General features: G+C 53.2%; 20 protein-coding genes. 6 read left to right on the top strand and 14 right to left on the bottom strand.

Going from position 1 to position 23,074, the window contains the following annotated elements:
- Positions 1-27: 27 nt before the first annotated feature.
- Positions 28-1,413 (bottom strand): NarK family nitrate/nitrite MFS transporter, encoded by a 1,386-nt coding sequence (locus BZK42_RS04050; protein ID WP_019076799.1) that lies wholly within the window; start codon positions 1,411-1,413, stop codon positions 28-30.
- Between the two features lie 212 nt (positions 1,414-1,625).
- Positions 1,626-2,204, bottom strand: coding sequence for a TetR family transcriptional regulator (locus BZK42_RS04045; RefSeq protein WP_080858780.1), 579 nt, complete (start codon positions 2,202-2,204; stop codon positions 1,626-1,628).
- Positions 2,205-2,321: 117 nt separating this feature from the next.
- Here BZK42_RS04045 and BZK42_RS04040 point away from each other — a divergent pair, with 117 nt between their 5' ends.
- Positions 2,322-3,809: an MFS transporter gene (locus tag BZK42_RS04040; RefSeq protein WP_080858779.1), complete on the top strand. Its 1,488-nt coding sequence runs from the start codon at positions 2,322-2,324 to the stop codon at positions 3,807-3,809.
- Here the strand turns inward: BZK42_RS04040 and BZK42_RS04035 are convergent, their stop codons facing one another.
- From BZK42_RS04035 to yddG, 3 genes are all read right to left on the bottom strand, one after another.
- Entirely contained in the window at positions 3,810-4,250 is a 441-nt protein-coding gene (locus BZK42_RS04035; protein ID WP_016153111.1) for a GFA family protein, read from the bottom strand. It abuts the gene before it with no gap.
- A gap of 83 nt (positions 4,251-4,333) precedes the next feature.
- The gene (ompD, locus tag BZK42_RS04030; RefSeq protein ID WP_046276367.1) at positions 4,334-5,413 is read right to left on the bottom strand and encodes a porin OmpD; all 1,080 of its coding nucleotides are present in this window, start codon (positions 5,411-5,413) and stop codon (positions 4,334-4,336) included.
- 459 nt (positions 5,414-5,872) lie between these two features.
- On the bottom strand, positions 5,873-6,754 hold the full coding sequence (yddG, locus tag BZK42_RS04025) for an aromatic amino acid efflux DMT transporter YddG (RefSeq protein ID WP_016156546.1): 882 nt from the start codon (positions 6,752-6,754) through the stop codon (positions 5,873-5,875).
- A gap of 287 nt (positions 6,755-7,041) precedes the next feature.
- Here yddG and fdnG point away from each other — a divergent pair, with 287 nt between their 5' ends.
- From fdnG to fdnI, 3 genes are read left to right on the top strand one after another with little or no spacing between them, the layout of a single operon-like run.
- Positions 7,042-10,089 carry a formate dehydrogenase-N subunit alpha gene (fdnG, locus tag BZK42_RS04015; protein WP_137366989.1) on the top strand — a complete coding sequence of 1,016 codons (3,048 nt, stop codon included), beginning with the start codon at positions 7,042-7,044 and terminating at the stop codon, positions 10,087-10,089.
- A gap of 13 nt (positions 10,090-10,102) precedes the next feature.
- Positions 10,103-10,987, top strand: a complete 885-nt coding sequence (gene fdnH / locus BZK42_RS04010) for a formate dehydrogenase N subunit beta (protein ID WP_016153107.1) — start codon at positions 10,103-10,105, stop codon at positions 10,985-10,987.
- Positions 10,980-11,636: a formate dehydrogenase-N subunit gamma gene (fdnI, locus tag BZK42_RS04005; protein ID WP_016153106.1), complete on the top strand. Its 657-nt coding sequence runs from the start codon at positions 10,980-10,982 to the stop codon at positions 11,634-11,636. Before fdnH ends, fdnI begins: the two co-directional genes overlap by 8 nt.
- 139 nt (positions 11,637-11,775) lie before the next feature.
- On the opposite strand, the gene BZK42_RS04000 is transcribed toward fdnI, so the two are convergent.
- From BZK42_RS04000 to sra, 3 genes are all read right to left on the bottom strand, one after another.
- On the bottom strand, positions 11,776-13,491 hold the full coding sequence (locus BZK42_RS04000) for an ABC-F family ATP-binding cassette domain-containing protein (RefSeq protein WP_080858778.1): 1,716 nt from the start codon (positions 13,489-13,491) through the stop codon (positions 11,776-11,778).
- 309 nt (positions 13,492-13,800) lie between these two features.
- A complete protein-coding gene (maeA, locus tag BZK42_RS03995; protein WP_016153104.1) occupies positions 13,801-15,498 on the bottom strand; it encodes a malate dehydrogenase in 1,698 nt (565 codons plus the stop codon).
- Between the two features lie 179 nt (positions 15,499-15,677).
- Positions 15,678-15,818, bottom strand: a complete 141-nt coding sequence (gene sra / locus BZK42_RS03990) for a stationary-phase-induced ribosome-associated protein (protein ID WP_006684530.1) — start codon at positions 15,816-15,818, stop codon at positions 15,678-15,680.
- A gap of 227 nt (positions 15,819-16,045) precedes the next feature.
- Here sra and BZK42_RS03985 point away from each other — a divergent pair, with 227 nt between their 5' ends.
- A complete protein-coding gene (locus BZK42_RS03985) occupies positions 16,046-16,477 on the top strand; it encodes an OsmC family protein (protein ID WP_047359112.1) in 432 nt (143 codons plus the stop codon).
- Between the two features lie 47 nt (positions 16,478-16,524).
- Here the strand turns inward: BZK42_RS03985 and BZK42_RS03980 are convergent, their stop codons facing one another.
- Genes BZK42_RS03980 through BZK42_RS03955 form a run of 6 tightly spaced genes read right to left on the bottom strand, consistent with a single transcriptional unit; the run spans position 16,525 to position 22,034 of the window.
- Positions 16,525-17,295, bottom strand: coding sequence for a 3-hydroxybutyrate dehydrogenase (locus BZK42_RS03980; RefSeq protein WP_049271553.1), 771 nt, complete (start codon positions 17,293-17,295; stop codon positions 16,525-16,527).
- Between the two features lie 11 nt (positions 17,296-17,306).
- A complete protein-coding gene (locus BZK42_RS03975; RefSeq protein ID WP_196615732.1) occupies positions 17,307-18,701 on the bottom strand; it encodes a GntP family permease in 1,395 nt (464 codons plus the stop codon).
- A gap of 44 nt (positions 18,702-18,745) precedes the next feature.
- Positions 18,746-19,462 (bottom strand): 3-hydroxyacyl-CoA dehydrogenase family protein, encoded by a 717-nt coding sequence (locus tag BZK42_RS03970; protein WP_080858777.1) that lies wholly within the window; start codon positions 19,460-19,462, stop codon positions 18,746-18,748.
- A complete protein-coding gene (locus BZK42_RS03965) occupies positions 19,452-20,657 on the bottom strand; it encodes an acetyl-CoA C-acetyltransferase (RefSeq protein WP_047417444.1) in 1,206 nt (401 codons plus the stop codon). The genes BZK42_RS03970 and BZK42_RS03965 overlap by 11 nt, the downstream gene beginning before the upstream one ends.
- Positions 20,658-20,667: 10 nt before the next feature.
- Complete coding sequence (locus tag BZK42_RS03960; RefSeq protein WP_080858776.1) at positions 20,668-21,324, bottom strand: CoA transferase subunit B; 657 nt, start codon at positions 21,322-21,324, stop codon at positions 20,668-20,670.
- Between the two features lie 2 nt (positions 21,325-21,326).
- Positions 21,327-22,034 carry a CoA transferase subunit A gene (locus BZK42_RS03955; protein ID WP_016153096.1) on the bottom strand — a complete coding sequence of 236 codons (708 nt, stop codon included), beginning with the start codon at positions 22,032-22,034 and terminating at the stop codon, positions 21,327-21,329.
- 142 nt (positions 22,035-22,176) lie between these two features.
- Between BZK42_RS03955 and BZK42_RS03950 the strand changes: the two genes are divergently transcribed.
- Positions 22,177-23,067, top strand: a complete 891-nt coding sequence (locus BZK42_RS03950) for a LysR family transcriptional regulator (protein WP_016153095.1) — start codon at positions 22,177-22,179, stop codon at positions 23,065-23,067.
- Positions 23,068-23,074: the final 7 nt, after the last annotated feature.

The raw sequence follows: 23,074 nt of genomic DNA, 5'->3' as shown, positions 1-23,074 counted from the left end.
CTGTCCGATCCTGCGGTATCCATTTTGTTATTTTTTTTGTGATTTACGGCCATAGACCAGCCAGGTCACCAGCACGCAGACGATGTAAAACACGAGGAATATTTTCATTGCGCCCACCGGAGATCCGGTCAGCGCCAGCGATGAACCAAACGCTTTGGGGATGAAGAAGCCCCCCACAGCGCCAATAGCAGAGATGAATCCCAGCGCGGCAGCGGTATCGGTTACCGCCTCACGTTGGGCCTGTTCTTCAGTACCACCGTGCAGCTTCACCCGGTATATGGTGATTTTGCGAAAGATCACCGCGATCATCTGGAAGGTTGAGCCGCTTCCCAGACCCGCAGTCAGGAACAAGCCCATAAACACCAGGTAGAAGGCGACAAAGTTTCCTTCGCCTGACCCTGGCAGGGTGAGAAACAGCAGGGCGCTAAACAGCGCCATAAAGATGAAGTTAATTAACGTGACGCGCACACCGCCGAATTTGTCAGAGATCACCCCACCTGCCGATCGCGCAAGAGCGCCGATGAAGGGGCCGAAGAACGCCAGTTGCAGGATATTCACGTCCGGGAACTGAGTTTTCGCCAGCATGGCAAAGCCTGCCGAAAAGCCGATAAATGAACCGAAGGTGGCGAGATACAGCAGGCTTAATAACCACAGATGAAAACGCTTGAGGACCGGCAACTGGGAAGCAATTGAGGCCTTCGAACTGGCAATATCGTTCATTCCCATGCCTGCTGCTAAGGTGGCTATCAGCAGTAACGGAACCCAAATCCATGCGGCATTGGCCAGCGACAATAACGAGCCGTCGGCTTGCGGTACGCCCTGTACGCCCAAAAAGGTAAAGATAGGCAGAAAGATCACTAGCGGCGCGATCAACTGCATCACGCTGACGCCAAGGTTGCCGAGACCACCGTTAACGCCTAATGCGCTGCCTTGTTTCGCTTTGGGGAAGAAAAAGCTGATATTACCCATGCTGGAGGCAAAGTTTGCGCCAGCAAAACCACACATCAGCGCAATGATAATAAATACGCCAAACGGAGTAGCGTTATTTTGCACGGCAAAACCGAGCCAGACGCAGGGAATAACCAGAATAATCGTGCTAAAAATGGTCCACCGGCGCCCACCAAATATAGGTACCATAAAGGAGTAGGGAACGCGCAATATTGCGCCAGAAAGAGAAGGCAATGCCGTTAATAAAAACAGTTGGTCAGTGGTGAAATTAAAACCAATTTTATTCAGATTGACAGCCACGGCGCTGAACAACATCCAGACGCAGAACGCCAGCAACAGACAACTTACTGATATCCAGAGGTTTCTACGTGCAATATGCTTACCTTTGTTTTCCCAAAAGGCGGGGTTCTCCGGTTTCCAGTCAGTTAAAAGATAACGATTATTTTTCTCATTTGATGCTGCCATATTATTCTCCATGCCCATGCCGTTCATGAAAAAGAAATAAACGCACACAGCGCCGCGCGAGTTCTTTTTAGAAACTATTGAAAAGTTTTGGGAATATTGACTGAAAGAATAGATAAAAAAGCGCAATAACGCGGCGTGATGAGGGAATTACATGTTGCTTAAGTGTTACCAATTGTAAAAATAAAAGATGTATTATTAATTCATCTATAACATCAATTAACTAACTCTAACGTAATCATACGATCCAAATGGCGTTCGAATGCAGGGTCGGCCATTTCCTCAATGCCTAAGACATAGATGCCATCCAGGCCGCAAACCAATGCGATTAAGCGCCAGGCCACCTCGGCCGCATCCGGTATTGCTGAGAATTCACCTGCACTCTGTCCTTGAGTGATGATAGCGGCGGTTTCTTCATGCCACATCCGCATGGTTAGCAGGTAGGCGCTTTTGATTTCCGGATCTTTATCCGCCAGGACCTGCGCTTCACGCCACAGTTTAATGTAGGGTTCGAACCCACCATCTTCACAGCCCAACATAGCATGCAGTCGTTCGCGGAAGCTGGCGTTATCACTGACCTGTTCGGCATCCAGAAGAGTCCGTATCAGTTGCACAAAAGCGAGGGATTTTAACTCACCCGCAGAGGTAAAGTGATGGTGTACCTGCCCGGTGGACACCTGAGCTTCCGTGGCAATACGCCGCACCGTCATAGCAGTAAATCCTTCCTCAAGCGCGACACGCATGGCCGCTTGCAGAATAACTTCCCGACGTTCGTCCCGATTCAGATAGCTCATCTTTCCTCCTGTACCCGTATAGCACGCAGTCTAACAAAAAGTTGGACATACGTTCAAATTTCCGTAGGATCGCTAAAGCTGGACACGTGTCCAGTTTCAGTTTCGTTAGGGAGTTTTATGTTTCGTCAGTGGTTAACGTTAGTCATTATTGTACTGGTCTACATCCCTGTTGCGATTGATGCAACGGTGCTGCACGTTGCCGCGCCCACGCTGAGTATGACGCTGGGTGCCAGTGGTAACGAGCTGCTGTGGATCATTGATATTTATTCTCTGGTAATGGCCGGAATGGTATTGCCAATGGGCGCGCTGGGCGATCGTATCGGCTTTAAACGTCTGCTGCTGTTAGGGGGCGGATTATTTGGCCTCGCATCGCTGGCCGCTGCCTTTGCCCACAGCGCGGGTTGGCTAATTGCCACCCGGGCCGTATTGGCGATTGGGGCGGCGATGATTGTTCCGGCAACGCTTGCGGGCATTCGCGCCACATTCGCTGAGCAACGGCATCGCAATATGGCGCTCGGTGTCTGGGCTGCCGTGGGTTCCGGCGGTGCGGCATTTGGCCCACTGGTTGGTGGGATGCTGCTGGAGCACTTCTACTGGGGATCCGTATTCTTAATTAATGTACCGATTGTCCTGGTGGTAATGGCCTTAACCGCACGTTTAGTGCCGCGCCAGGCCGGACGTCGCGATCAATCGTTAAATTTCGGTCATGCAATAATGCTGATTGTCGCCATTCTGCTGCTGGTTTACAGCGCTAAAACCGCGCTGAAAGGGCATACGGCGACCGCTGCCATTGCGTTGACGCTGTTAACCGGCGCGTTACTGTTGTGGCAGTTTGTCCGCATCCAGCTTGCCGCTTCCCACCCGATGATAGATATGCGGCTGTTCACGCATCGCATCATCTTGAGCGGCGTTGTGATGGCGATGACCGCCATGATAACTCTGGTGGGTTTCGAGTTACTGATGGCTCAGGAGCTACAGTTTGTTCATGGTTTAACACCGTATCAGGCGGGACTGTTTATGCTGCCGGTGATGCTGGCAAGCGGCTTCAGCGGCCCCATTGCCGGTATACTGGTGTCACGCCTGGGATTACGTTGTGTGGCAACGGCGGGTATGGCGCTTAGCGCCGTCAGTTTTTACGGCCTGGCGATGACAGATTTCAGTACTCAGCAGATTCAAGCCTGGATATTAATGGCTTTGCTCGGTTTCAGCGCCGCCAGTGCGCTGCTGGCCTCAACGGCGGCTATCATGGCGGCAGCCCCGGCAGAAAAAGCCGCAGCCGCGGGCGCCATTGAGACAATGGCTTATGAACTGGGGGCCGGGCTTGGGATCGCTATCTTTGGTTTGTTGTTGAGCCGCAGCTTTTCAGCCTCGATTCTGCCGCCTGTCGGACTTAATCCACAGGAGATAGAACGAGCCTCATCGTCAATGGGTGAGGCGGTGCAACTGGCGCACTCGCTCCCGTCGTCGCTGAGTGAGGCGTTGCTGTCGGCTGCTAAAGAAGCCTTTACCTGGTCGCACAGCGTGGCCTTAAGCAGCGCCGGCAGCATGCTTATCGTATTAGCGGTAGGAATGTGGTTCAGTCTGGCAAAGGTACAGCGTCAATAACTAATGGGCTAAATGACAGGGGTAATCCATCTCTTCGACTTCTTTCCCACTCAGTCGAGCGTATTGCCCCGTCAGCCTCCAGAACGCAGGCTGTGTTTCCGTATAGATCTCTGCCGCTAAAACCAGGCGGCGGCGATCCACCTCATTCAGCTCCAGCAGCGTCCACGGCACAAAATAACGATCGCTACCCGTTAGGGTAAACCACAGCGGGCACCCGCAACCGGAACAGAAGAAACGTTCACCACGATTTGAAGAAGGGAAGTGCGAAGGTTCTGCTGAATCTGGCGACATCAGCGGCTGAGCGCTGGCTTCCAGATACATAGCGATGCCACCTGACCACTTCTGGCACAGCGTACAATGACAGGCATAGACATCCAGCATTTCGACGTCGACGGTAAAATGACTCTGCCCGCAAAGACAACGACCAGTGAATGTCTGCACGGCATACTCCTTATGACCGAGTCTACATTAAGAGAAAAAGCCAGCCCTGGAAGGACTGGCTTTGTATTCAGACTACAACAAAATTAGAACTGGTAGTTCAGACCAACAGCAACGATGTTGTCAGTGCTTACACCGGCAGCTCTTGTGAAGTTGTTGGCATCCAGCAGGTTGATTTTGTAATCAACGAAGGTGGACATGTTTTTGTTGAAGTAGTAGGTCGCGCCCAGGTCTACGTATTCAACCAGATCCTGGTCGCCGAAGACTGCAATATCTTTACCTTTGGATTTCAGGTAAGCAACGGACGGACGCAGACCGAAGTCGAACTGGTACTGAGCAACAGCTTCAAAGTTCTGTGCTTTCTCAGCGATACCAGCAACTTTAGAGCCATAGGTGGTCATGTTGCGAGTTTCGGAGTAGGTGGTTGCCAGGTAGATGTTGTTCGCATCGTATTTCAGGCCAGCAGCCCATACTTCAGCGTTTGCGCCGTTAGCTTTGAAGATGCTGTTATGGTTGTTCTGCTCGTCGGTACGGTCAGATTTCGCATAGGTTGCACCTACGCCGAAGCCTTCGTACTCATAGGTAGTAGACAGACCAAAGCCGTCGCCGTTAGCTTCCTGAACGTCGTTACGGTCGTTTTTGCCCTGGTACTGAGCAGCAAAGTTCAGACCTTCAACCAGACCGAAGAAGTCGGTGTTACGGTAGGTTGCAACGCCAGTAGTACGGCCAGTCATGAAGACGTCAGTCTGGGTCCAGGTATCGCCACCGAACTCTGGCAGAACGTCGGTCCATGCGCCGATGTCGTAAGCTACGCCGTAGTTACGACCGTAGTCAAAAGAACCGTATTCAGCGAATTTCAGACCAGCGAATGCCAGACGGGTTTTATCTTTGTCGGAACCCTGATTTTCAGAACGGTTGCCTTTAAATTCATATTCCCACTGACCAAAACCAACCAGTTGGTCGTTGATCTGAGTTTCGCCTTTGAAGCCCAGACGCGCGTAAGTTTTGTCGCCATCGCTGCTGGTATCGTTAGAGAAGTAGTGCTGAGCGTGAACTTTACCGTACAGGTCCAGTTTGTTACCGTCTTTGTTATATACCTCAGCTGCGTTTACCGCACCTGCCGCCAACAGGCTAGTCACTGCCACTGCAACTAATTTAAGTTTCATTCTAAATAATCCTTATAATTATTTCTTGGTGTGTTTCCTAAACCATTGCTAAACGAAGGGGTTCGTCAATGGCAAACCATTTTTAAATGACGCAGTGGTATAAGTTCAATAATAAGTTTCATAATATTGCGAAATATTTGAAGTTGTGTGATCTAGATCTACATAATATAGCTGATTGTATTAATCTTAATATGTGACAGATCGGAATGGGTATATTTACATGGGGAACTATTGTGCAGGCTATGATTTAAATGGCGTTAGTTTCGCAGGTGTAATATATACATGTGAAGAGATATAGATGACCGAGTAATACTTTCGGGCGTTAATTAATTTCCATATATTTAACATTTAATTAAAAAAATACAAACATAAACCGCAGTGGAATGAACAATTATTATTCATTAAATTGTCTAAAGTATAGCCGGATTTTATTTGTTTGTGATAAAACCCGACTTTTTTTCAGGCACGCCGCGTTGCCAGCCAGCAAAGCAGAGACCCCGCGCAGACCATCAGCGCTCCTTGCCAGAAGGATAGTGACAGCGGGGCGCTGAGCAACACCGCCGCCAGCGCAGAGGAGAGCACTGGAGTAAAATAAGACCCGACGGCCATAACGGTCACGTTGCCATGCAAAATGCCAATATTCCACGCGGCATAGGCAAATCCTAACGTTAATGCTGCAGTGAACATTTTAATCGTCACCGAAGTGCTGAAAACCATTTCCGGTTGAGGCGTAATAAAATAGTAAACCCACAAACTTGCCGCCGTTAGTAAAACGAACACGGTGATGCCGTTAAAACCTTTTGCATATTTATTGGTCACCGTGCAATACGTTGCCCAGATAAAAGCGCCGAGAAAGGCGAGGAAATAGCTAAGCGGGCTGCTGGCAACATTACTGATAATTTCTCCAGGATTGAGGCCGTTTTCGCCCCCCAACACCCAACAAACCCCGGTCAATGCGATGATTAATCCGGGAATCACCAACCAGGTTGTTTTTTGGCCATTAAATAAGATGGCGAATAATATTGTCAGACTTGGCCAGAGATAATTGACCATACCCACTTCAATAGCCTGGTGACGAGTAGCGGCATAGCCGAGGGCCAGCGCTAAGCATATTTCATAGCTAACAAAAAGCACGCTACCGGCGATTAAATATCGCACAGGAATTTTTCTGATATTTGGGAATCCGACGGTAAATATCAGCAACAGGCCGCTTAATGTAAAAATCATCGCCGCGCCGCCTGCCGGCCCCAGTCCTTCGCTTACCCCACGAATAAGCCCGACCATCGTGCTCCAGAGCACGATGGCAATAAGCCCAATTAACGTTGCTTTTTGTTTTGTCATGCTGATTGTCTGTCCATGGTACTGGCAAAAATTAAGCTGAAATGTATAGCACCTTTACACCGTAGCGCGCTAATTAATTCCCTTTTGTCTACTCCCTTATGGGTACAAAGGTTAAGCGAAGTGCACTATTTAGTAGCGGAACCGTTTCGTTATTGATTTGACGCAAAAAAAATATGGATATAGCTGATAGTTTCGTCGCGAAGTTGTACATGTCATCTTTCAATCATGCCGCGCTGGCGCAATTTGAGAGATTTCCTGTACGAATCCCTGCAAAAAAGAGGAAAGCAATGGACGTCAGCCGCAGACAATTTTTTAAAATCTGCGCGGGCGGTATGGCGGGAACAACAGTAGCCGCTCTGGGTTTTGCACCCAAAATGGCACTGGCTCAGGCGCGAAACTATAAGCTGTTGCGCGCCAAAGAGATCCGAAACACCTGCACATACTGTTCCGTAGGTTGCGGGCTATTAATGTATAGCCTGGGAGATGGAGCAAAAAACGCCAAAGAGTCGATTTACCATATTGAAGGGGATCCGGATCATCCGGTGAGCCGTGGGGCATTATGCCCTAAGGGCGCAGGATTACTGGACTACGTGCACAGTGAAAACCGTCTGCGTTACCCGGAATATCGCGCTCCAGGCTCCGACAAATGGCAGCGTATCAGCTGGGATGAGGCTTTCACCCGTATCGCGAAGCTGATGAAAACTGACCGCGACGCCAACTTTATTGAGAAGAATGAGCAGGGCGTAACGGTAAACCGCTGGCTTTCTACCGGGATGCTGTGCGCATCAGCGGCAAGTAATGAAACCGGCATGCTGACGCAAAAATTTGTGCGCTCACTCGGCATGCTGGCAGTAGACAACCAGGCGCGCGTCTGACACGGACCAACGGTAGCAAGTCTTGCTCCAACATTTGGTCGCGGTGCGATGACCAACCACTGGGTTGATATTAAAAACGCCAACGTCGTGATGGTGATGGGCGGTAACGCCGCTGAAGCACATCCGGTGGGATTCCGCTGGGCGATGGAAGCTAAAAACAACAATGATGCCACGCTAATTGTTGTTGACCCCCGTTTTACACGTACAGCCTCGGTAGCGGATATTTACGCGCCAATTCGTTCCGGCACGGACATTACGTTCCTGTCCGGCGTCTTGCTGTATCTGATTGAAAACAACAAAATCAACGCTGAATACGTTAAGCATTACACCAACGCCAGCCTGCTGGTGCGGGATGATTTTGCTTTTGAAGACGGCCTGTTCAGCGGTTACGACGCGAAAAAACGCCAATACGATAAATCGTCCTGGAACTACCAGTTCGATGAAAACGGCTACGCGAAACGCGATGAAACGTTAACCCATCCTCGCTGTGTCTGGAATCTGCTAAAACAGCACGTTTCCCGCTACACGCCGGATGTGGTGGAAAACATCTGCGGTACGCCAAAAGAAGACTTCCTGAAAGTTTGCGAAGTGCTGGCTTCCACCAGCGCAGCGGACCGCACCACCACGTTCCTGTATGCGCTGGGCTGGACACAGCATACCGTCGGGGCGCAGAACATCCGTACCATGGCGATGATCCAGTTGCTGCTCGGCAACATGGGGATGGCAGGTGGCGGGGTCAACGCTTTACGCGGTCACTCCAACATTCAGGGTTTAACCGACTTAGGGCTGCTCTCTACCAGTCTGCCAGGCTACCTGACGCTGCCGTCAGAGAAACAGGCCGATCTGCAAACCTATCTGGCCGCTAACACGCCAAAAGCGACGTTGGCCGATCAGGTGAACTACTGGGGCAACTACCCAAAATTCTTCGTCAGCCTGATGAAATCTTTCTACGGCAATGCGGCGCAGAAAGAAAACGACTGGGGCTTTGAGTGGCTGCCGAAGTGGGATCAGTCCTACGACGTCATCAAATACTTCAACATGATGGATAGCGGGAAAGTCACCGGCTACATCTGTCAGGGCTTTAACCCGGTCGCGTCCTTCCCGGACAAAAACAAAGTGGTGCAGTGCCTGAGCAAACTGAAGTATCTGGTGATTATCGATCCGCTGGTGACCGAAACCTCAACGTTCTGGCAGAACCACGGCGAATCAAACGACGTTGATCCGGCTTCTATTCAGACCGAAGTCTTCCGTTTGCCATCCACCTGCTTTGCGGAAGAGGACGGCTCCATCGCCAACTCCGGTCGCTGGCTGCAGTGGCACTGGAAAGGTCAGGATGCCCCGGGTGAAGCCCGCAACGACGGCGAAATTCTGGCCGGTATTTATCACCGTCTGCGAGACATGTATCGCACTGAAGGCGGTAAAGCCGTAGAACCCGTGCTGAAAATGAGCTGGAACTATAAGCAGCCGGACGAACCGCACTCCGAGGAAGTGGCAAAAGAGAACAACGGCTATGCGCTGGAAGACCTCTATGATGCCAACGGTGTGCTGGTTGCGAAGAAGGGCCAGTTACTCAGCAGCTTTGCGCTTCTGCGCGATGATGGATCTACGTCATCGTCCTGCTGGATTTATACCGGTAGCTGGACCGAGCAGGGCAACCAGATGGCCAATCGCGATAACGCCGACCCGTCAGGTCTCGGTAATACGCTGGGCTGGGCCTGGGCATGGCCGTTAAACCGTCGCGTGCTGTATAACCGCGCTTCGGCGGACCCGCAAGGTAAGCCATGGGATCCAAAACGCATGCTGATCCAGTGGAACGGCACGAAGTGGACGGGGAACGATATCCCCGACTTCAACACCGCAGCACCGGGCAGTGGCACCAATCCGTTTATTATGCAGCCGGAAGGGCTGGGTCGTCTGTTCGCTATCGATAAGATGGCGGAAGGTCCGTTCCCGGAACACTACGAGCCGATGGAAACGCCGCTGGGTACGAACCCGCTGCATCCGAACGTGATCTCCAACCCGGCAGCGCGTCTGTACGAAGCGGATAAGTTACGCATGGGCACAAAACAGGACTTCCCGTACGTCGGGACGACCTATCGTCTGACCGAACATTTCCATACCTGGACCAAGCACGCATTGCTGAATGCGATTGCCCAGCCAGAGCAGTTTGTGGAAATCAGCGAAACGCTGGCGGCAGCGAAGGGGATCTCCAACGGCGATCACGTCAAAGTCAGCAGCAAGCGTGGATTTATTCGCGCAGTTGCCGTGGTTACCCGTCGTCTGCGTACTCTGCACGTCAACGGTCAGCAGGTTGAAACGGTTGGGATCCCGATCCACTGGGGCTTTGAAGGAGTCGCGCGTAAAGGCTATATCGCCAACACCCTGACGCCGAATGTCGGTGATGCAAACTCGCAAACGCCGGAATACAAAGCGTTTTTAGTTAACATCGAGAAGGCGTAAGGGAGGCGAACATATGTCTATGGAAACGCAGGACATCATCAAACGGTCCGCAACAAACGCCATCACGCCGCCGCCTCAGGCCCGTGATTACAAAGCTGAGGTCGCAAAGCTGATCGACGTTTCCACCTGTATAGGCTGTAAGGCCTGTCAGGTGGCATGTTCAGAGTGGAATGATATCCGCGATGAAGTCGGCCACTGCGTCGGGGTGTATGACAACCCTGCCGATCTTAGCGCCAAGTCCTGGACGGTGATGCGGTTTACCGAAACCGAACAGAACGGCAAGCTCGAGTGGTTGATTCGTAAAGACGGCTGTATGCACTGTGAAGATCCGGGCTGCCTGAAGGCATGCCCGTCTGCCGGGGCTATCATCCAGTATGCCAACGGGATTGTTGATTTTCAGTCAGAGCACTGCATTGGCTGCGGCTATTGTATTGCCGGGTGTCCATTTAATATTCCGCGCCTCAATAAAGAGGATAACCGCGTGTATAAATGTACGCTGTGTGTGGACCGCGTCAGCGTCGGGCAGGAACCTGCCTGCGTGAAGACCTGTCCGACCGGGGCAATCCATTTCGGTACCAAGCAGGAAATGCTGGAAATGGGCGAACAGCGAGTGGCAAAACTGAAAGCACGCGGTTATGAACATGCCGGTCTCTACAACCCGGAAGGTGTGGGTGGCACGCACGTGATGTACGTTCTGCATCATGCCAACCAGCCGGAGCTGTATCACGGCCTGCCGAAAGAACCGCAGATCGATACCTCTATCAATCTGTGGAAAGGGGCGCTAAAACCGCTGGCCGCTGCCGGATTTATCGCCACCTTCGCCGGACTGATTTACCACTACATTGGTATCGGTCCGAATAAGGAAGTGGACGACGACGAGGAGGATCATCATGAGTAAGTCGAAAATGATTGTGCGCACGAAGTTTATCGACCGCGCCTGTCACTGGACAGTGGTGATCTGCTTCTTCCTGGTGGCGTTGTCGGGGATTTCGTTTTTCTTCCCGACTCTGCAATGGCTGACGCAGACATTCGGTACGCCGCAGATGGGGCGCATTTTGCACCCGTTCTTCGGACTGCTGATCTTCGTGGCGCTGATGTTCATGTTTGTACGCTTTGTTCACCACAACATCCCGGATAAAAAAGATATCCCGTGGCTGAAAAACATTGTGGAAGTGCTGAAAGGCAATGAACACAAAGTGGCGGACGTGGGTAAGTACAATGCCGGGCAGAAAATGATGTTCTGGTCGATCATGAGCATGATTTTCGTGCTGCTGATCACCGGCATCATTATCTGGCGTCCGTACTTTGCGCAGTTCTTCCCGATGCAGGTCGTGCGCTATAGCCTGCTTATCCATGCGGCTGCGGGGATTATCCTGATGCACGCCATCCTCATCCACATGTATATGGCATTCTGGGTGAAAGGATCGATTAAAGGCATGGTCGAAGGGAAAGTGAGCCGTCGCTGGGCGAAGAAACATCACCCACGCTGGTATCGCGAAGTTGAACGACAAGAAGCGAAAAAAGAGAGCGAGGAAGGGGTTAACTAACTCCTGACGTGCCCTGATCGTAATGGCGCTACACCAGTAGCGCCATTTTTTTTGCCAAAAAAACGTCATATTTCGATAAGCCGGATGACGGGCCTACACGCGCATTTTGCTGATGTAGGCTGCCATCCGGCAATACGGTTTACTCCAGTTGTGAGTTCAGGCGCTCAATCTCCTCACGCCATTGCGCCTGTAACAGCGGCTTTTGATGTTTCGGCTTGCGCGCAAGATCGTCAGCCAGACGCTGCTCCAGCTCAAGAAGTTGTTCCAGCAATCCATCGCTGTCACCGCTTATTTCGGCTCTCGCATCGACCACCGTTTTTGGAACGGTTATCTCCGAGGATGTTTCCCGAATACGCGCATTGACCGCGTCCAGATCGTGCCATTCACTGAGTTCGCCCTTGTCGATCAACCAAAACCGGTTACAGCTTTGGCTAATAAGCTGACGGTCGTGACTGACCAACAACACACCGCCGTTATAGCTTTGCAGCGTTTCTGCTAACGCCTCTTTACCTTCCAGATCCAGATGGTTGGTCGGTTCATCGAGCATCAGCAGGCTGTAGCGCGCAAGCGTTAGCCCAACAAACAGCAGCCGGGAGCGCTCACCGCCGCTTAGGGAACTGATCCGCTGCGCGTGACGAACCCACGGAAAACCCGCGCTAATCAGCGCCATTTTGCGGATATCAGGCTGCGGAGCAAACGGCTCCAGCGCGTCAAATAACGAATCGTTATCTGCGAGTTGGTGCAGTGTCTGGTCGTAATACCCCAACGTAACGCGCGGGTGCAACACCAGTGAAGGTGATGCCAGTTGTGAGTGAAACTGTTGCCAGATAAGCCTTAACAACGATGATTTCCCACAACCGTTGCGCCCGACAATCGCCACGCGATCGCCGCTTTTTAACCGGAGACCGGCAATGGAAAACAGCGTATCGGCGTCGGGAGCAGGGGCCACGGACAGATTAGTCATCTCCAGCAAACGATCCGCACGCAGGGCATCTCCCTGCAATGTTAGTGTCCACTGACTTCCTGACGTCACTTCAGTCTGTACCTCTTTCAGGCGCTGTACCTGCTTTTCCATCTGCTTGGCCTTGCGGGAAAGATCTTCGTTGTCGTAGACCCGCCCCCAGGTAGCCAGCCGTTTGGCGCTGGCGGTCACCCGGTCTATCTCCTTTTGCTCAGCCTTATGGCGCAGAGCATCGCTGATGTCTCTTTCTGCCAGAGCCTGACGCGCTGCGCTACAGGGCAGATCGAAGGCATGAAGAGTTCGATCGCGCAGGATCCAGGTTCCGTGAGTCACCGCGTCTAACAGCTGCGGGTCGTGGGAAACCACCACAAAACTGCCAGACCAGTTTTGTAAGAACTGTTCCAGCCACAGTAATGTTGGCAGATCCAGGTGGTTACCCGGCTCATCCAGCAGCAGCAGGTCAGGGTTTCGCATCAGCGCCCGCGCCAATAACAGACGCGTGTGTTGGCCGCCGCTCAGCGTGTGTGCTGTCAGAGATAAATTCTCCGGCGTGAACCCCATTTCGGCGAGCAGTGCTTCAACTCGCCACTGCTGACCTGCGCGTTCATGCTCGGGCAGTTGAGCCAGAACGGCTTCCTGCAGCGTGAGCGGCAGTATTTCGTCAGGCAGATGTTGTTCTACACGGGCGAGATGGCAGTGATTTGCCTGCGCGATAACCCCACTGGTCGGCGAAATTGTGCCATCGAGCAGTTTTAACAGCGTGCTTTTGCCGCAGCCGTTGTAACCGATAAGCCCGATGCGGTCGCCTTTTTTCAGGGTAAAGGAAAGATCGTCGAATAGCGTGCCGAATGCCGTATCAACGTGTAAGGATTGTGCGGTTAGTAATGTGCTCATTGTTGCTTACTCAAGAGTTACAGGCGTAAAAACGCCTCGTCAAACATCGCTGACGATAACCCGGTAAGCCCGAGAGAAGGGGATTTAGAAGTTAGCTTCGCTCAAGCAGAAGTTATCGCAGCACGATACCGATAACGCTTGAGCACTGGCGATCGCCAAAAGCATGTGAAACGATAAAACGTTCACAGTACAGCATAAGTATCCTCCTTTTGTTTTTCAGAATGTTAATCGGTAGCGAAAGTGTAATCGTAAGTCACGCAGTCGCGCAAGTTCTGAGCGCCCGGCAGCAGAGTGCCGCCGGGCAAACCGTCAGATAGAGGTACGACGGTAGTCGCGGTATTCTGCCTGCCAGAAATTATCGTCAATCGCCTGTTGCAATGCTTCGGCGGAGGTTTTCACCGCCACGCCTTGCTGCTGGGCCATTTTGCCGACGGCAAACGCGATGGCGCGGGAAACGGTCTGAATGTCTTTCAGCTCAGGTAACACCAGTCCTTCGCCGTTGAGCACCAGCGGTGAATACTGCGCCAGCGTTTCACTGGCCGACATCAGCATTTCATCGGTGATACGCGATGCGCCAGAAGCAATTACCCCCAGACCAATACCCGGGAAGATATAGGCGTTGTTACATTGGGCAATGGGATAGATTTTCTCTTTCCACAGTACCGGTGCGAACGGGCTACCGGTCGCAACCAGCGCGTTACCCTCGGTCCAGGCGATAATATCCTGTGGCGTGGCTTCTACGCGGGAAGTCGGGTTAGACAGCGGCATGACGATCGGACGCGGGCAATGCTTATGCATTTCGCGAATGATCTCTTCGGTAAACAGGCCAGTCTGTCCGGAAACACCAATCAGGATGTCCGGCTTAACGTTGCGTACCACATCGAGTAACGACAGCACATCTTCTTGCGTATCCCAGTGCTGCAGATTTTCGCGTTTTTGCACCAGTTTGGTCTGGAAAGAGAGCAGGTTCGGCATCTTATCGGTTAACAGGCCGAAGCGATCGACCATAAACACGCGTTGACGCGCCGCTTCTTCGCTTAAACCTTCACGCTGGATTTGCGCGATGATCTGCTCGGCAATTCCGCAACCGGCGGAACCTGCCCCGAGGAAGACAATGTTCTGTTCGCTTAACTGGCTACCGGCCGCACGGCTGGCCGCAATCAGCGTGCCAACGGTTACCGCAGCGGTACCCTGAATATCGTCGTTAAACGAGCAAATTTCATCGCGATAGCGGGTCAACAGTGGCATGGCGTTTTTCTGTGCGAAGTCTTCAAACTGCAACAGCACGTCCGGCCAGCGATGCTTCACGGCCTGGATGAATTCATCGACAAATTCGTAGTATTCATCATCGGTGATACGCGGATTACGCCAGCCCATATACAGCGGATCGTTGAGCAGTTGCTGGTTGTTGGTTCCGACGTCCAGTACCACCGGCAGGGTGTAGGCCGGGCTGATCCCACCACACGCGGTATACAGCGACAGTTTACCGATTGGAATACCCATCCCGCCGATCCCCTGATCGCCAAGACCCAAAATACGTTCCCCATCGGTGACAACGATGACCTTGATATTGTGGTTAGGAACGTTTTGCAGGATATCGTCCATATTGTGGCGGTTCTGATAAGAGATAAAGACGCCGCGCGCGCGACGATAAATCTCGGAGAAACGCTCACAGGCCGCGCCGACCGTTGGGGTATAGATAACTGGCATCATCTCATCAAGGTGATTATGCACCAGCCGGTAAAACAGGGTTTCGTTGGTGTCCTGGATGTTGCGCAGGTAAATATGTTTATCGATTTCGGTTTTAAATCCCTGATATTGGATCCAGGCGCGTTCAGCCTGTTCTTCAATCGTCTCGACCACTTCCGGCAGTAACCCCAGCAGGTTGAAGTTACGGCGTTCTTCCGCACTGAAAGCACTCCCTTTATTCAGTAAAGGGAATTCCAGCAGAACCGGGCCAGCGTAGGGGATGTAAAGGGAACGCAGTTTTTTAGTTTCGTTTTCCATGTCACTCACTCTTTTTTGAATAACCGTCCCTGGCACTCTTTATGATCGTATGTGGCCTGTCCGCCAGGGAAACGGCCGAAGTATAAAGCATTGTGAATGGGTTAAGGGGTTTTATAAGCAAAAACACCACTGCGGTTGCAATGGTGTTTATCTCGTTATTCAGTCAGACGTGCGAAAGGCTATTTGCCGTCAGCGCGGCGCTTTCTTCCGGTAGGATTATTGACCACGTTGGTTTTGTCACCTTCGGTCACGACTTTGCGTTGGTTTGAGATTTTGTGGTCCAGTCCGAGAATATGACGGGCCTGACGGTTCGATTTCATTCTAACTCCTTAATCCTGTTACTGGTTTCAAGGGCGAGTCCGTATGAGAACGGACGAAATACAACCTGATAGAAAGCCGAAGTTGAAAATAGCGGCTTTCTGGATGGTCGGTCATTTCAGCTGAAAGGTCAATGCTTAAGCGGCAAATGAGAACTATCCCGTATGTGCCATGCTTTTTCTCAGCCGTCCTATACTTGTAACTCCAACGACAACACAGGAGAGCGGTAATGACTATCCATAAGAAAGGTCAGGCACACTGGGAAGGCGACATTAAGCGCGGTAAAGGTACCGTGTCGACCGAAAGTGGGGTGTTGAATCAGCAACCGTATGGGTTTAATACCCGATTTGAAGGGGCGAAAGGCACCAATCCTGAAGAGTTGATTGGCGCGGCGCATGCAGCCTGCTTCTCAATGGCGCTTTCGCTCATGCTGGGCGAAGCGGGTTTTACCCCAGATGCCATTGATACCACTGCCGATGTTTCTCTGGATAAAGTGGATGCCGGATTTGCTATCACCAAAGTCGCGCTACACAGTCAGGTGAGCGTCCCGGGGATAGATGCCGCCACGTTTGACGGCATCATCCAGAAAGCAAAAGCCGGCTGCCCGGTATCACAGGTACTGAACGCGGAAATCACGCTGGATTATCAGTTAACATCGTAAAGAAGGTGTGCCGGATGCGACGGGGTCTTATCCGGCACCAGATGTCTTTATTGCGCCACCCAGCCGCCATCCATATTCCATGCCACGCCACGCACCTGCGACGCCCCGTCTGAGCACAAAAATAGCGCAAGCTCACCCAACTGTTGCGGCGTGACGAATTCGCGCGACGGCTGTTTTTCCGCCAGCAGGGCGTCACGCGCGGCGTCAGGCTCAGCGCCTTCGGCAATACGTTTATCGATTTGCTGCTGGACCAACGGCGTAAGCACCCAACCGGGGCACAGCGCATTGCAGGTAATACCCGTCTGCGCGGTCTCCAGCGCAATGGTTTTGGTTAATCCCACCACGCCGTGCTTCGCTGCCACATAGGCGGATTTCTCTTTTGAGGCCACCAGGCCATGAACAGAAGCGATATTGATGATGCGTCCCCAGTTACGCGCACGCATGCCGGGAAGCGCCAGGCGCGTGGTGTGAAAGACAGAAGAGAGGTTAATGGCGATAATCGCGTTCCATTTATCAACCGGGAAGGTCTCCACCGGTGAAACATGCTGGATCCCGGCATTGTTGACCAGAATATCCACCCCGCCAAATTCGCTATCGGCATAGCGCATCATGTCGGCAATTTGCGCTTCATCGCTCAGGTCCGCGCCATGATAGCCTGGCGTTTTGCCATATTGTGCAATGGCATCTTTGGCGGCTTCCACATCACCAAATCCGTTAAGGATCAGGGTAGCGCCCGCTTGCGCCAGCACCTGTGCGATGCCTAATCCAATACCGCTGGTAGAGCCGGTAACCAGAGCGGTTTTTCCCGTTAAGTTCATGATGATTCTCCTTAAACAATTCCGGTGGTGTAGAAGACGCCGATAACAAACAGCACGGCCAGACTTTTAATTACGGTAATGGCGAATATCCCGCCGTACGCCTGACGATGGCTAAGACCGGTTATGGCCAGCAGGGTAATGACCGCACCGTTATGTGGCAGGGTATCCATACCACCACTGGCCATTGACGCCACGCGGTGGAAGACCTCGAGGGGAATATTGGCGGCATGGGCGGCGGCAATAAAAGTGTCAGACATGGCGGCGAGGGCAATACTCATCCCGCCAGACGCTGAACCGGTGATCCCGGCAAGCGTAGTGATACTGATAGCCTCATTGAGCAGCGGGTCGGGAATGGCCGCCAGCGCTTTTGACAGCACAAGGAAACCTGGCAGGGCGGCGATCACTGCGCCAAAACCGTATTCTGATGCGGTGTTCATGGCCGCGAGGATCGCGCCGCCAACCGCCGTTCGGCTCCCTTCCGCCAGGCGACCTTTAATGTTGCGATAGCCGAAGAGCACCACCAGCAGGATCCCAGAAATCAGCGCCGCTTCTACCGCCCAGATAGCGGTGATTTTACCGACTTCGGTGGTAATCGGTTTGGCAAGGCCCGGAAGTTCCAGTTGATGCGTAGCGCCATACCATTGCGGGATCCAGTGGGTAAATAGTAGGTTAAAAACGCCAACCAGGATCAGCGGAGAGATAGCAATTATCGGGTTCGGCAGGTTAATGTTATCCGGCGTTTCCGGCTCGTTTAACAGTTCAGTACCATACCCTTCATTCTTTGCCTGCGCTTTACGACGCTGGCGCTCGAGATAAACCAGACCGACAACGATGATAAACAGAGAGCCGATCAAACCCAGCCAGGGCGCGGCCCAGGCGTTAGTTCCAAAGAAGCTGGTCGGAATAATGTTCTGGATCTGCGGCGTGCCTGGCAGAGCGTCCATGGTGAAGGAAAACGCGCCCAGCGCAACGGTGGCCGGAATCAGGCGCTTCGGAATATTACTCTGACGGAACAGCTCCGCCGCAAACGGATACACCGCAAATGCCACCACGAACAGCGATACGCCGCCGTAGGTCAACAGTGCACACACCAGCACAATCACAGGGATGGCGTGACGACGCCCGAGAATGTTGATGGCGGCGGCAACGATGGAGCGAGAAAAACCCGATAACTCGATTAACTTGCCAAACACAGCGCCCAGTAAGAACACCGGGAAGTAAAGCTTCACAAAACCGACCATTTTTTCCATAAACAGGCCGGTGAAGGCAGGGCCGACGGCGCTGGGTTCGGTGAGCAATACAGCACCTAATGCCGCGATGGGGGCAAACAGGATGACGCTATATCCGCGATAGGCTGCCAGCATCAGCAGGCCCAATGCTGCCAGGGCGATTAATACACTCATCATGACTCCTCAATATCATTGTTATAGTGGGGGTACAGAAAGAGAAGTTACGGTTTCAGGGCAAAGCGCAGCTGATGCTCTCTGCGTTGCTGGATATATTCCTTGCGCGAATCATCCCAGCGATAAAATCCCTGGCCGCTGCGCAAACCGGTATCACCGTTAGCCACCTTGTCAGCGACCAGAGACATCATGTCGCTCCCGGTTGCCAGCTCCGGTAGCAGATGCCGACAAATGTCCTGTACCGTAGAAAGTCCGGTCATATCCGCCGCCTCCAGCGGACCGACCATCGCATAGCGACGACCGAGCGAGGCGCGCATTACCTGATCCACCACCTCTGCGCTGGCGATCCCGCTTTTTACGATATGCAACGCTTCACGCAGCAGAGCGAACTGCAGGCGATTACCGACAAACCCCGGCGCGGCGCGGTCGAGCACAACGGCTTCCAGTTGCATCGAAAGCAGCAGCTGTTGCAGTTCCTGCAGATATTCCGGCTTCGTGGCCGTGCCGGGTACAATCTCAACCAGTGGAATAAAATGCGGCGGGTGCCAGAAATGGGCGATTAACAACCGCTCAGGATGGGCGAGCTTCTCTGCCAGCGCATCCGGCGGCAGGCCGCTGGTGTTACTGGCAACTGCGCCAATGTCTGCAATACGGTTGCTATCGGTGTCGTACAGCCAGACATCGTGACCATAACGGACGAAGTGGGTGGCAATACCGACACCCATTAAACCCGCGCCCAGTACGCAGATATGCTTACTTTTCATGAGATACCTCCTGCGGGCGCTCAACCGCCAGCGCCACCCCCTGACCGCCGCCTACGCACAGCGTAGCCAGCCCTTTGGCGGCATTACGGCGGGCCATTTCGTGCAGCAAAGTCACCAGAATTCGGCAACCTGACGCGCCAATGGGATGGCCCAGCGCAATCGCGCCGCCGTTTACGTTCACCCGATTGCTGTCCCAGTTCAGGGATTCGCCAACCGCCAGCGCTTGCGCGGCAAAGGCTTCGTTGGCTTCAATGAGATCGACATCATTCAACGTCCAGCCAGCTCGCTTCAGGCACTGAAGTGATGCCTCTACCGGCCCAATGCCCATAATCGCAGGGTCGACGCCGGAGACAGCGTAGCCCGCCACTCTGGCAAGAACCGGCAGATTGAGTTCTGCTGCTTTGGCGGCGCTCATCAACATCACCGCGGCGGCGCCATCGTTGATTGAAGAGGCATTCCCGGCGGTCACCGTGCCGTTACCTGGGCGAAATGCTGGTTTGAGCTGCGCCAGCTTTTCGGCCTGCGTATCCGGACGAGGCTGTTCGTCACGATCCACGACACGCGGCGGTTTTTTGCCCTGCGGGACGCTGACTGGCGTGATTTCCGCGCTAAAACGACCGGCTTCAATGGCGGCGGCCGCTTTTTGCTGTGAGCGCAGGGCAAAGGCGTCCTGCTGCTCGCGACCGATCACGAACTTATCCGCCAGATTTTCCGCGGTAATCCCCATGTGATAGTCGTTAAACGCATCCCACAGACCGTCATGCACCACGCTGTCTTTCATGCTGGCATGACCGAGCCGCAGTCCCGCCCGGGCGCCGTCGAGGAAATAGGGCGCATTGCTCATGCTCTCCTGCCCACCGGCAATCACAATTTGCGCATCGCCGCAGCGAATCGCCTGGACCGCCTGATGCACCGCCTTCATGCCCGAGCCGCACACCAGATTGAGGGTTAACGCGGGCGTGGTGACCGGCAGTCCTGCGCGTAACGCCGTTTGCCTGGCAGGGTTCTGGCCGCAGCCTGCCGTCAGAACCTGGCCGAAGATCACTTCATCAATTTGCTCAGGTGCCACGGCGGTTTTTTCCAGCAGCGAACGGATCACCACTGAACCTAGTTCAACCGCGGAAAGCGGCGCCAGCGCGCCATGAAAACTGCCAATTGGGGTGCGCGTTGCCGCGACAATAACAACATCCTGCATGGTCAGCTCCTCAGCTAAAGTGCATTTCGGGGACATTTTCGGGAACGATCAGCTTGCCGGCGGTTCTGGCGACTATCTCATCCACGCTGATGCCCGGCGCTCGCTCGCGCAGAATGAACGCCCCGTCGGAAATCTCCAGCAGCGCCAGATCGGTAAGCACACGTTTAATACAGGCCACGCCGGTCAGCGGCAGGGTGCAGGCGGGAAGCAGTTTCGACTCGCCGCTTTTAGAGGCATGCGTCATCACCACGATGATGTTGTCGGCTCCGGCAACCAAATCCATCGCGCCGCCCATGCCTTTCACCATTTTTCCGGGGATCATCCATGAGGCGATATTGCCGTTAACATCCACTTCAAACGCGCCGAGCACCGTCAGGTCGACGTGACCGCCGCGGATCATGGCGAAGGATTGCGCCGAGTCGAAGATTGCCGCGCCTTTGCGCGCCGTCACGGTCTGTTTCCCGGCGTTGATCATGTCAGCATCAATTTCATCTTCAGTGGGAAACGGGCCCATACCCAGCAAGCCGTTTTCCGATTGCAGCATTACGTCCATGCCTTCAGGAATGTAGTTCGCCACCAGAGTAGGAATACCAATCCCGAGGTTGACGTAATAACCGTCTCGCAGTTCGCGGGCGACACGCATCGCCATTTGTTCACGCGTTAACATGGTCAGGCTCCTTTCTGGCGCAGGGTGCGTTGTTCAATACGTTTTTCAAACTGCCCCTGGATAATGCGGTTAACGTAAATTCCGGGGGTGTGAATTGCGGCGGGGTCCAGCTCTCCGGGAGGGACAATTTCTTCAACTTCCACGACGGTAATACGCCCAGCGGCAGCCATCAGCGGATTAAAATTCTGTGCGGTGTGGCGATAAATAACGTTGCCGTACCAGTCGGCTTTCCAGCCTTTAACCAACGCAAAATCACCGGTTATCGCCTGCTCTAAGATGTAAGGGCGTCCGGCAAACTCGCGAACCTCTTTCCCTTGCGCGACCGGGGTTCCGTATCCGGTCGCGGTAAAGAATGCCGGGATCCCAGCGCCGCCCGCGCGCAGTTGCTCAGCCAGCGTGCCTTGCGGCGTCAGGATAGCTTCCAGTTCACCGCTGAGAACCTGCTGCTCAAACAGGGCGTTTTCACCTACATAAGATGCGACCACTTTGCGTACCTGGCGCGTTTCCAGCAGAACGCCAAGGCCAAAACCATCCACGCCGCAGTTGTTTGACACAACCGTAAGCCCCTGAACCTCCCGACGGCGTACTTCGGCAATCAGGTTCTCAGGGATCCCGCATAAGCCAAAACCGCCCGCCAGCAGCGTCATGTTATCGGTCAGTCCTTCCAGCGCCTCTTGATAGGTGGCAACCCGTTTATCCAGTCCAGCCATACACTTGCCCCTCCTGTTGTCCTTGCCGACATCATTGGGGGTGAAAAATGATTTGTTAATTTTAAATTTGTGACTCACTAATTGGGTTTTTTTATCAATTTAATGTTAATTAAAGGTATTCAACAAGTTAAAGGAATGCGAAATGGGAATGAGCATCAAACAGTTACGCGCGTTTTTAGCGGTAGCTCACACTCTGAATTTTGCTCATGCCAGTGAAAGACTGAATATGTCGCAACCCGCTTTAAGCCTGGCGATTAAAGGACTGGAGGATTCACTGGGCGGGGCGTTACTGTTGAGAACCACCCGCAAAGTGACCCTGACGCAGGAGGGAGAAACGCTGCTCAACATGGGGCGACAGCTGCTGGCGGACTGGGAGAATACGGAAGAGGCAATGCGTCAGCGCTTTACGCTGCAGCGCGGGAAAATTTCTATTGCCGCCATGCCCTCATTCGCCGCTAACGTCCTTCCATCGGTACTGAAAACGTTTCGTGATTCCTACTCCGGGATCAACGTAACGGTACATGACGTGATTAACGAACAAGTGATTGAGATGGTCAGTGAAGGGCGGGTGGAGATGGGCATTGCCTTTGAGCCGGACTCTTCAGGGCATCTGCATTTCACCCCGCTCGGCGTGGATCGTTTTATCGCGATTGTTCCGCCGACATGCAAACTGGCGGGCCGGGATCGTATTGCGTGGCGCGAATTACTGACGCTGGATTTTATCACTCTGCAACGTCCTTCCGCCGTGCGCCTGATGCTGGAAGAACAGCTGGTGCAAAGTGGGCATACGCTGGAAGTGGCGCTGGAGAGCCATCAACTGGTGACGGTTGGTCGCCTGGTGGCGAGCGGACTGGGCGGCAGCGCCGTGCCCGCATTGTGCCGTACGCAAATGACAGAGCTGGGCGCAACCTGTATCGATCTGGATACGCCGGTGATCCAGCGTCGGATCGGCGTTTTGCGTTCGGCGCATCATAAGTTATCTACCGCTTCTGAAGTGCTGGTGGATTCACTGAAAAAGGCGTATTGCACCTGACTCTCAC

It is taken from the genome of Citrobacter braakii, assembly GCF_002075345.1.
Taxonomy (GTDB): Bacteria; Pseudomonadota; Gammaproteobacteria; order Enterobacterales; family Enterobacteriaceae; genus Citrobacter; species Citrobacter braakii.
The sequence above is the reverse complement of the archived record's forward strand: the minus strand, read 5'-3'. Positions and strand labels throughout refer to the sequence as shown.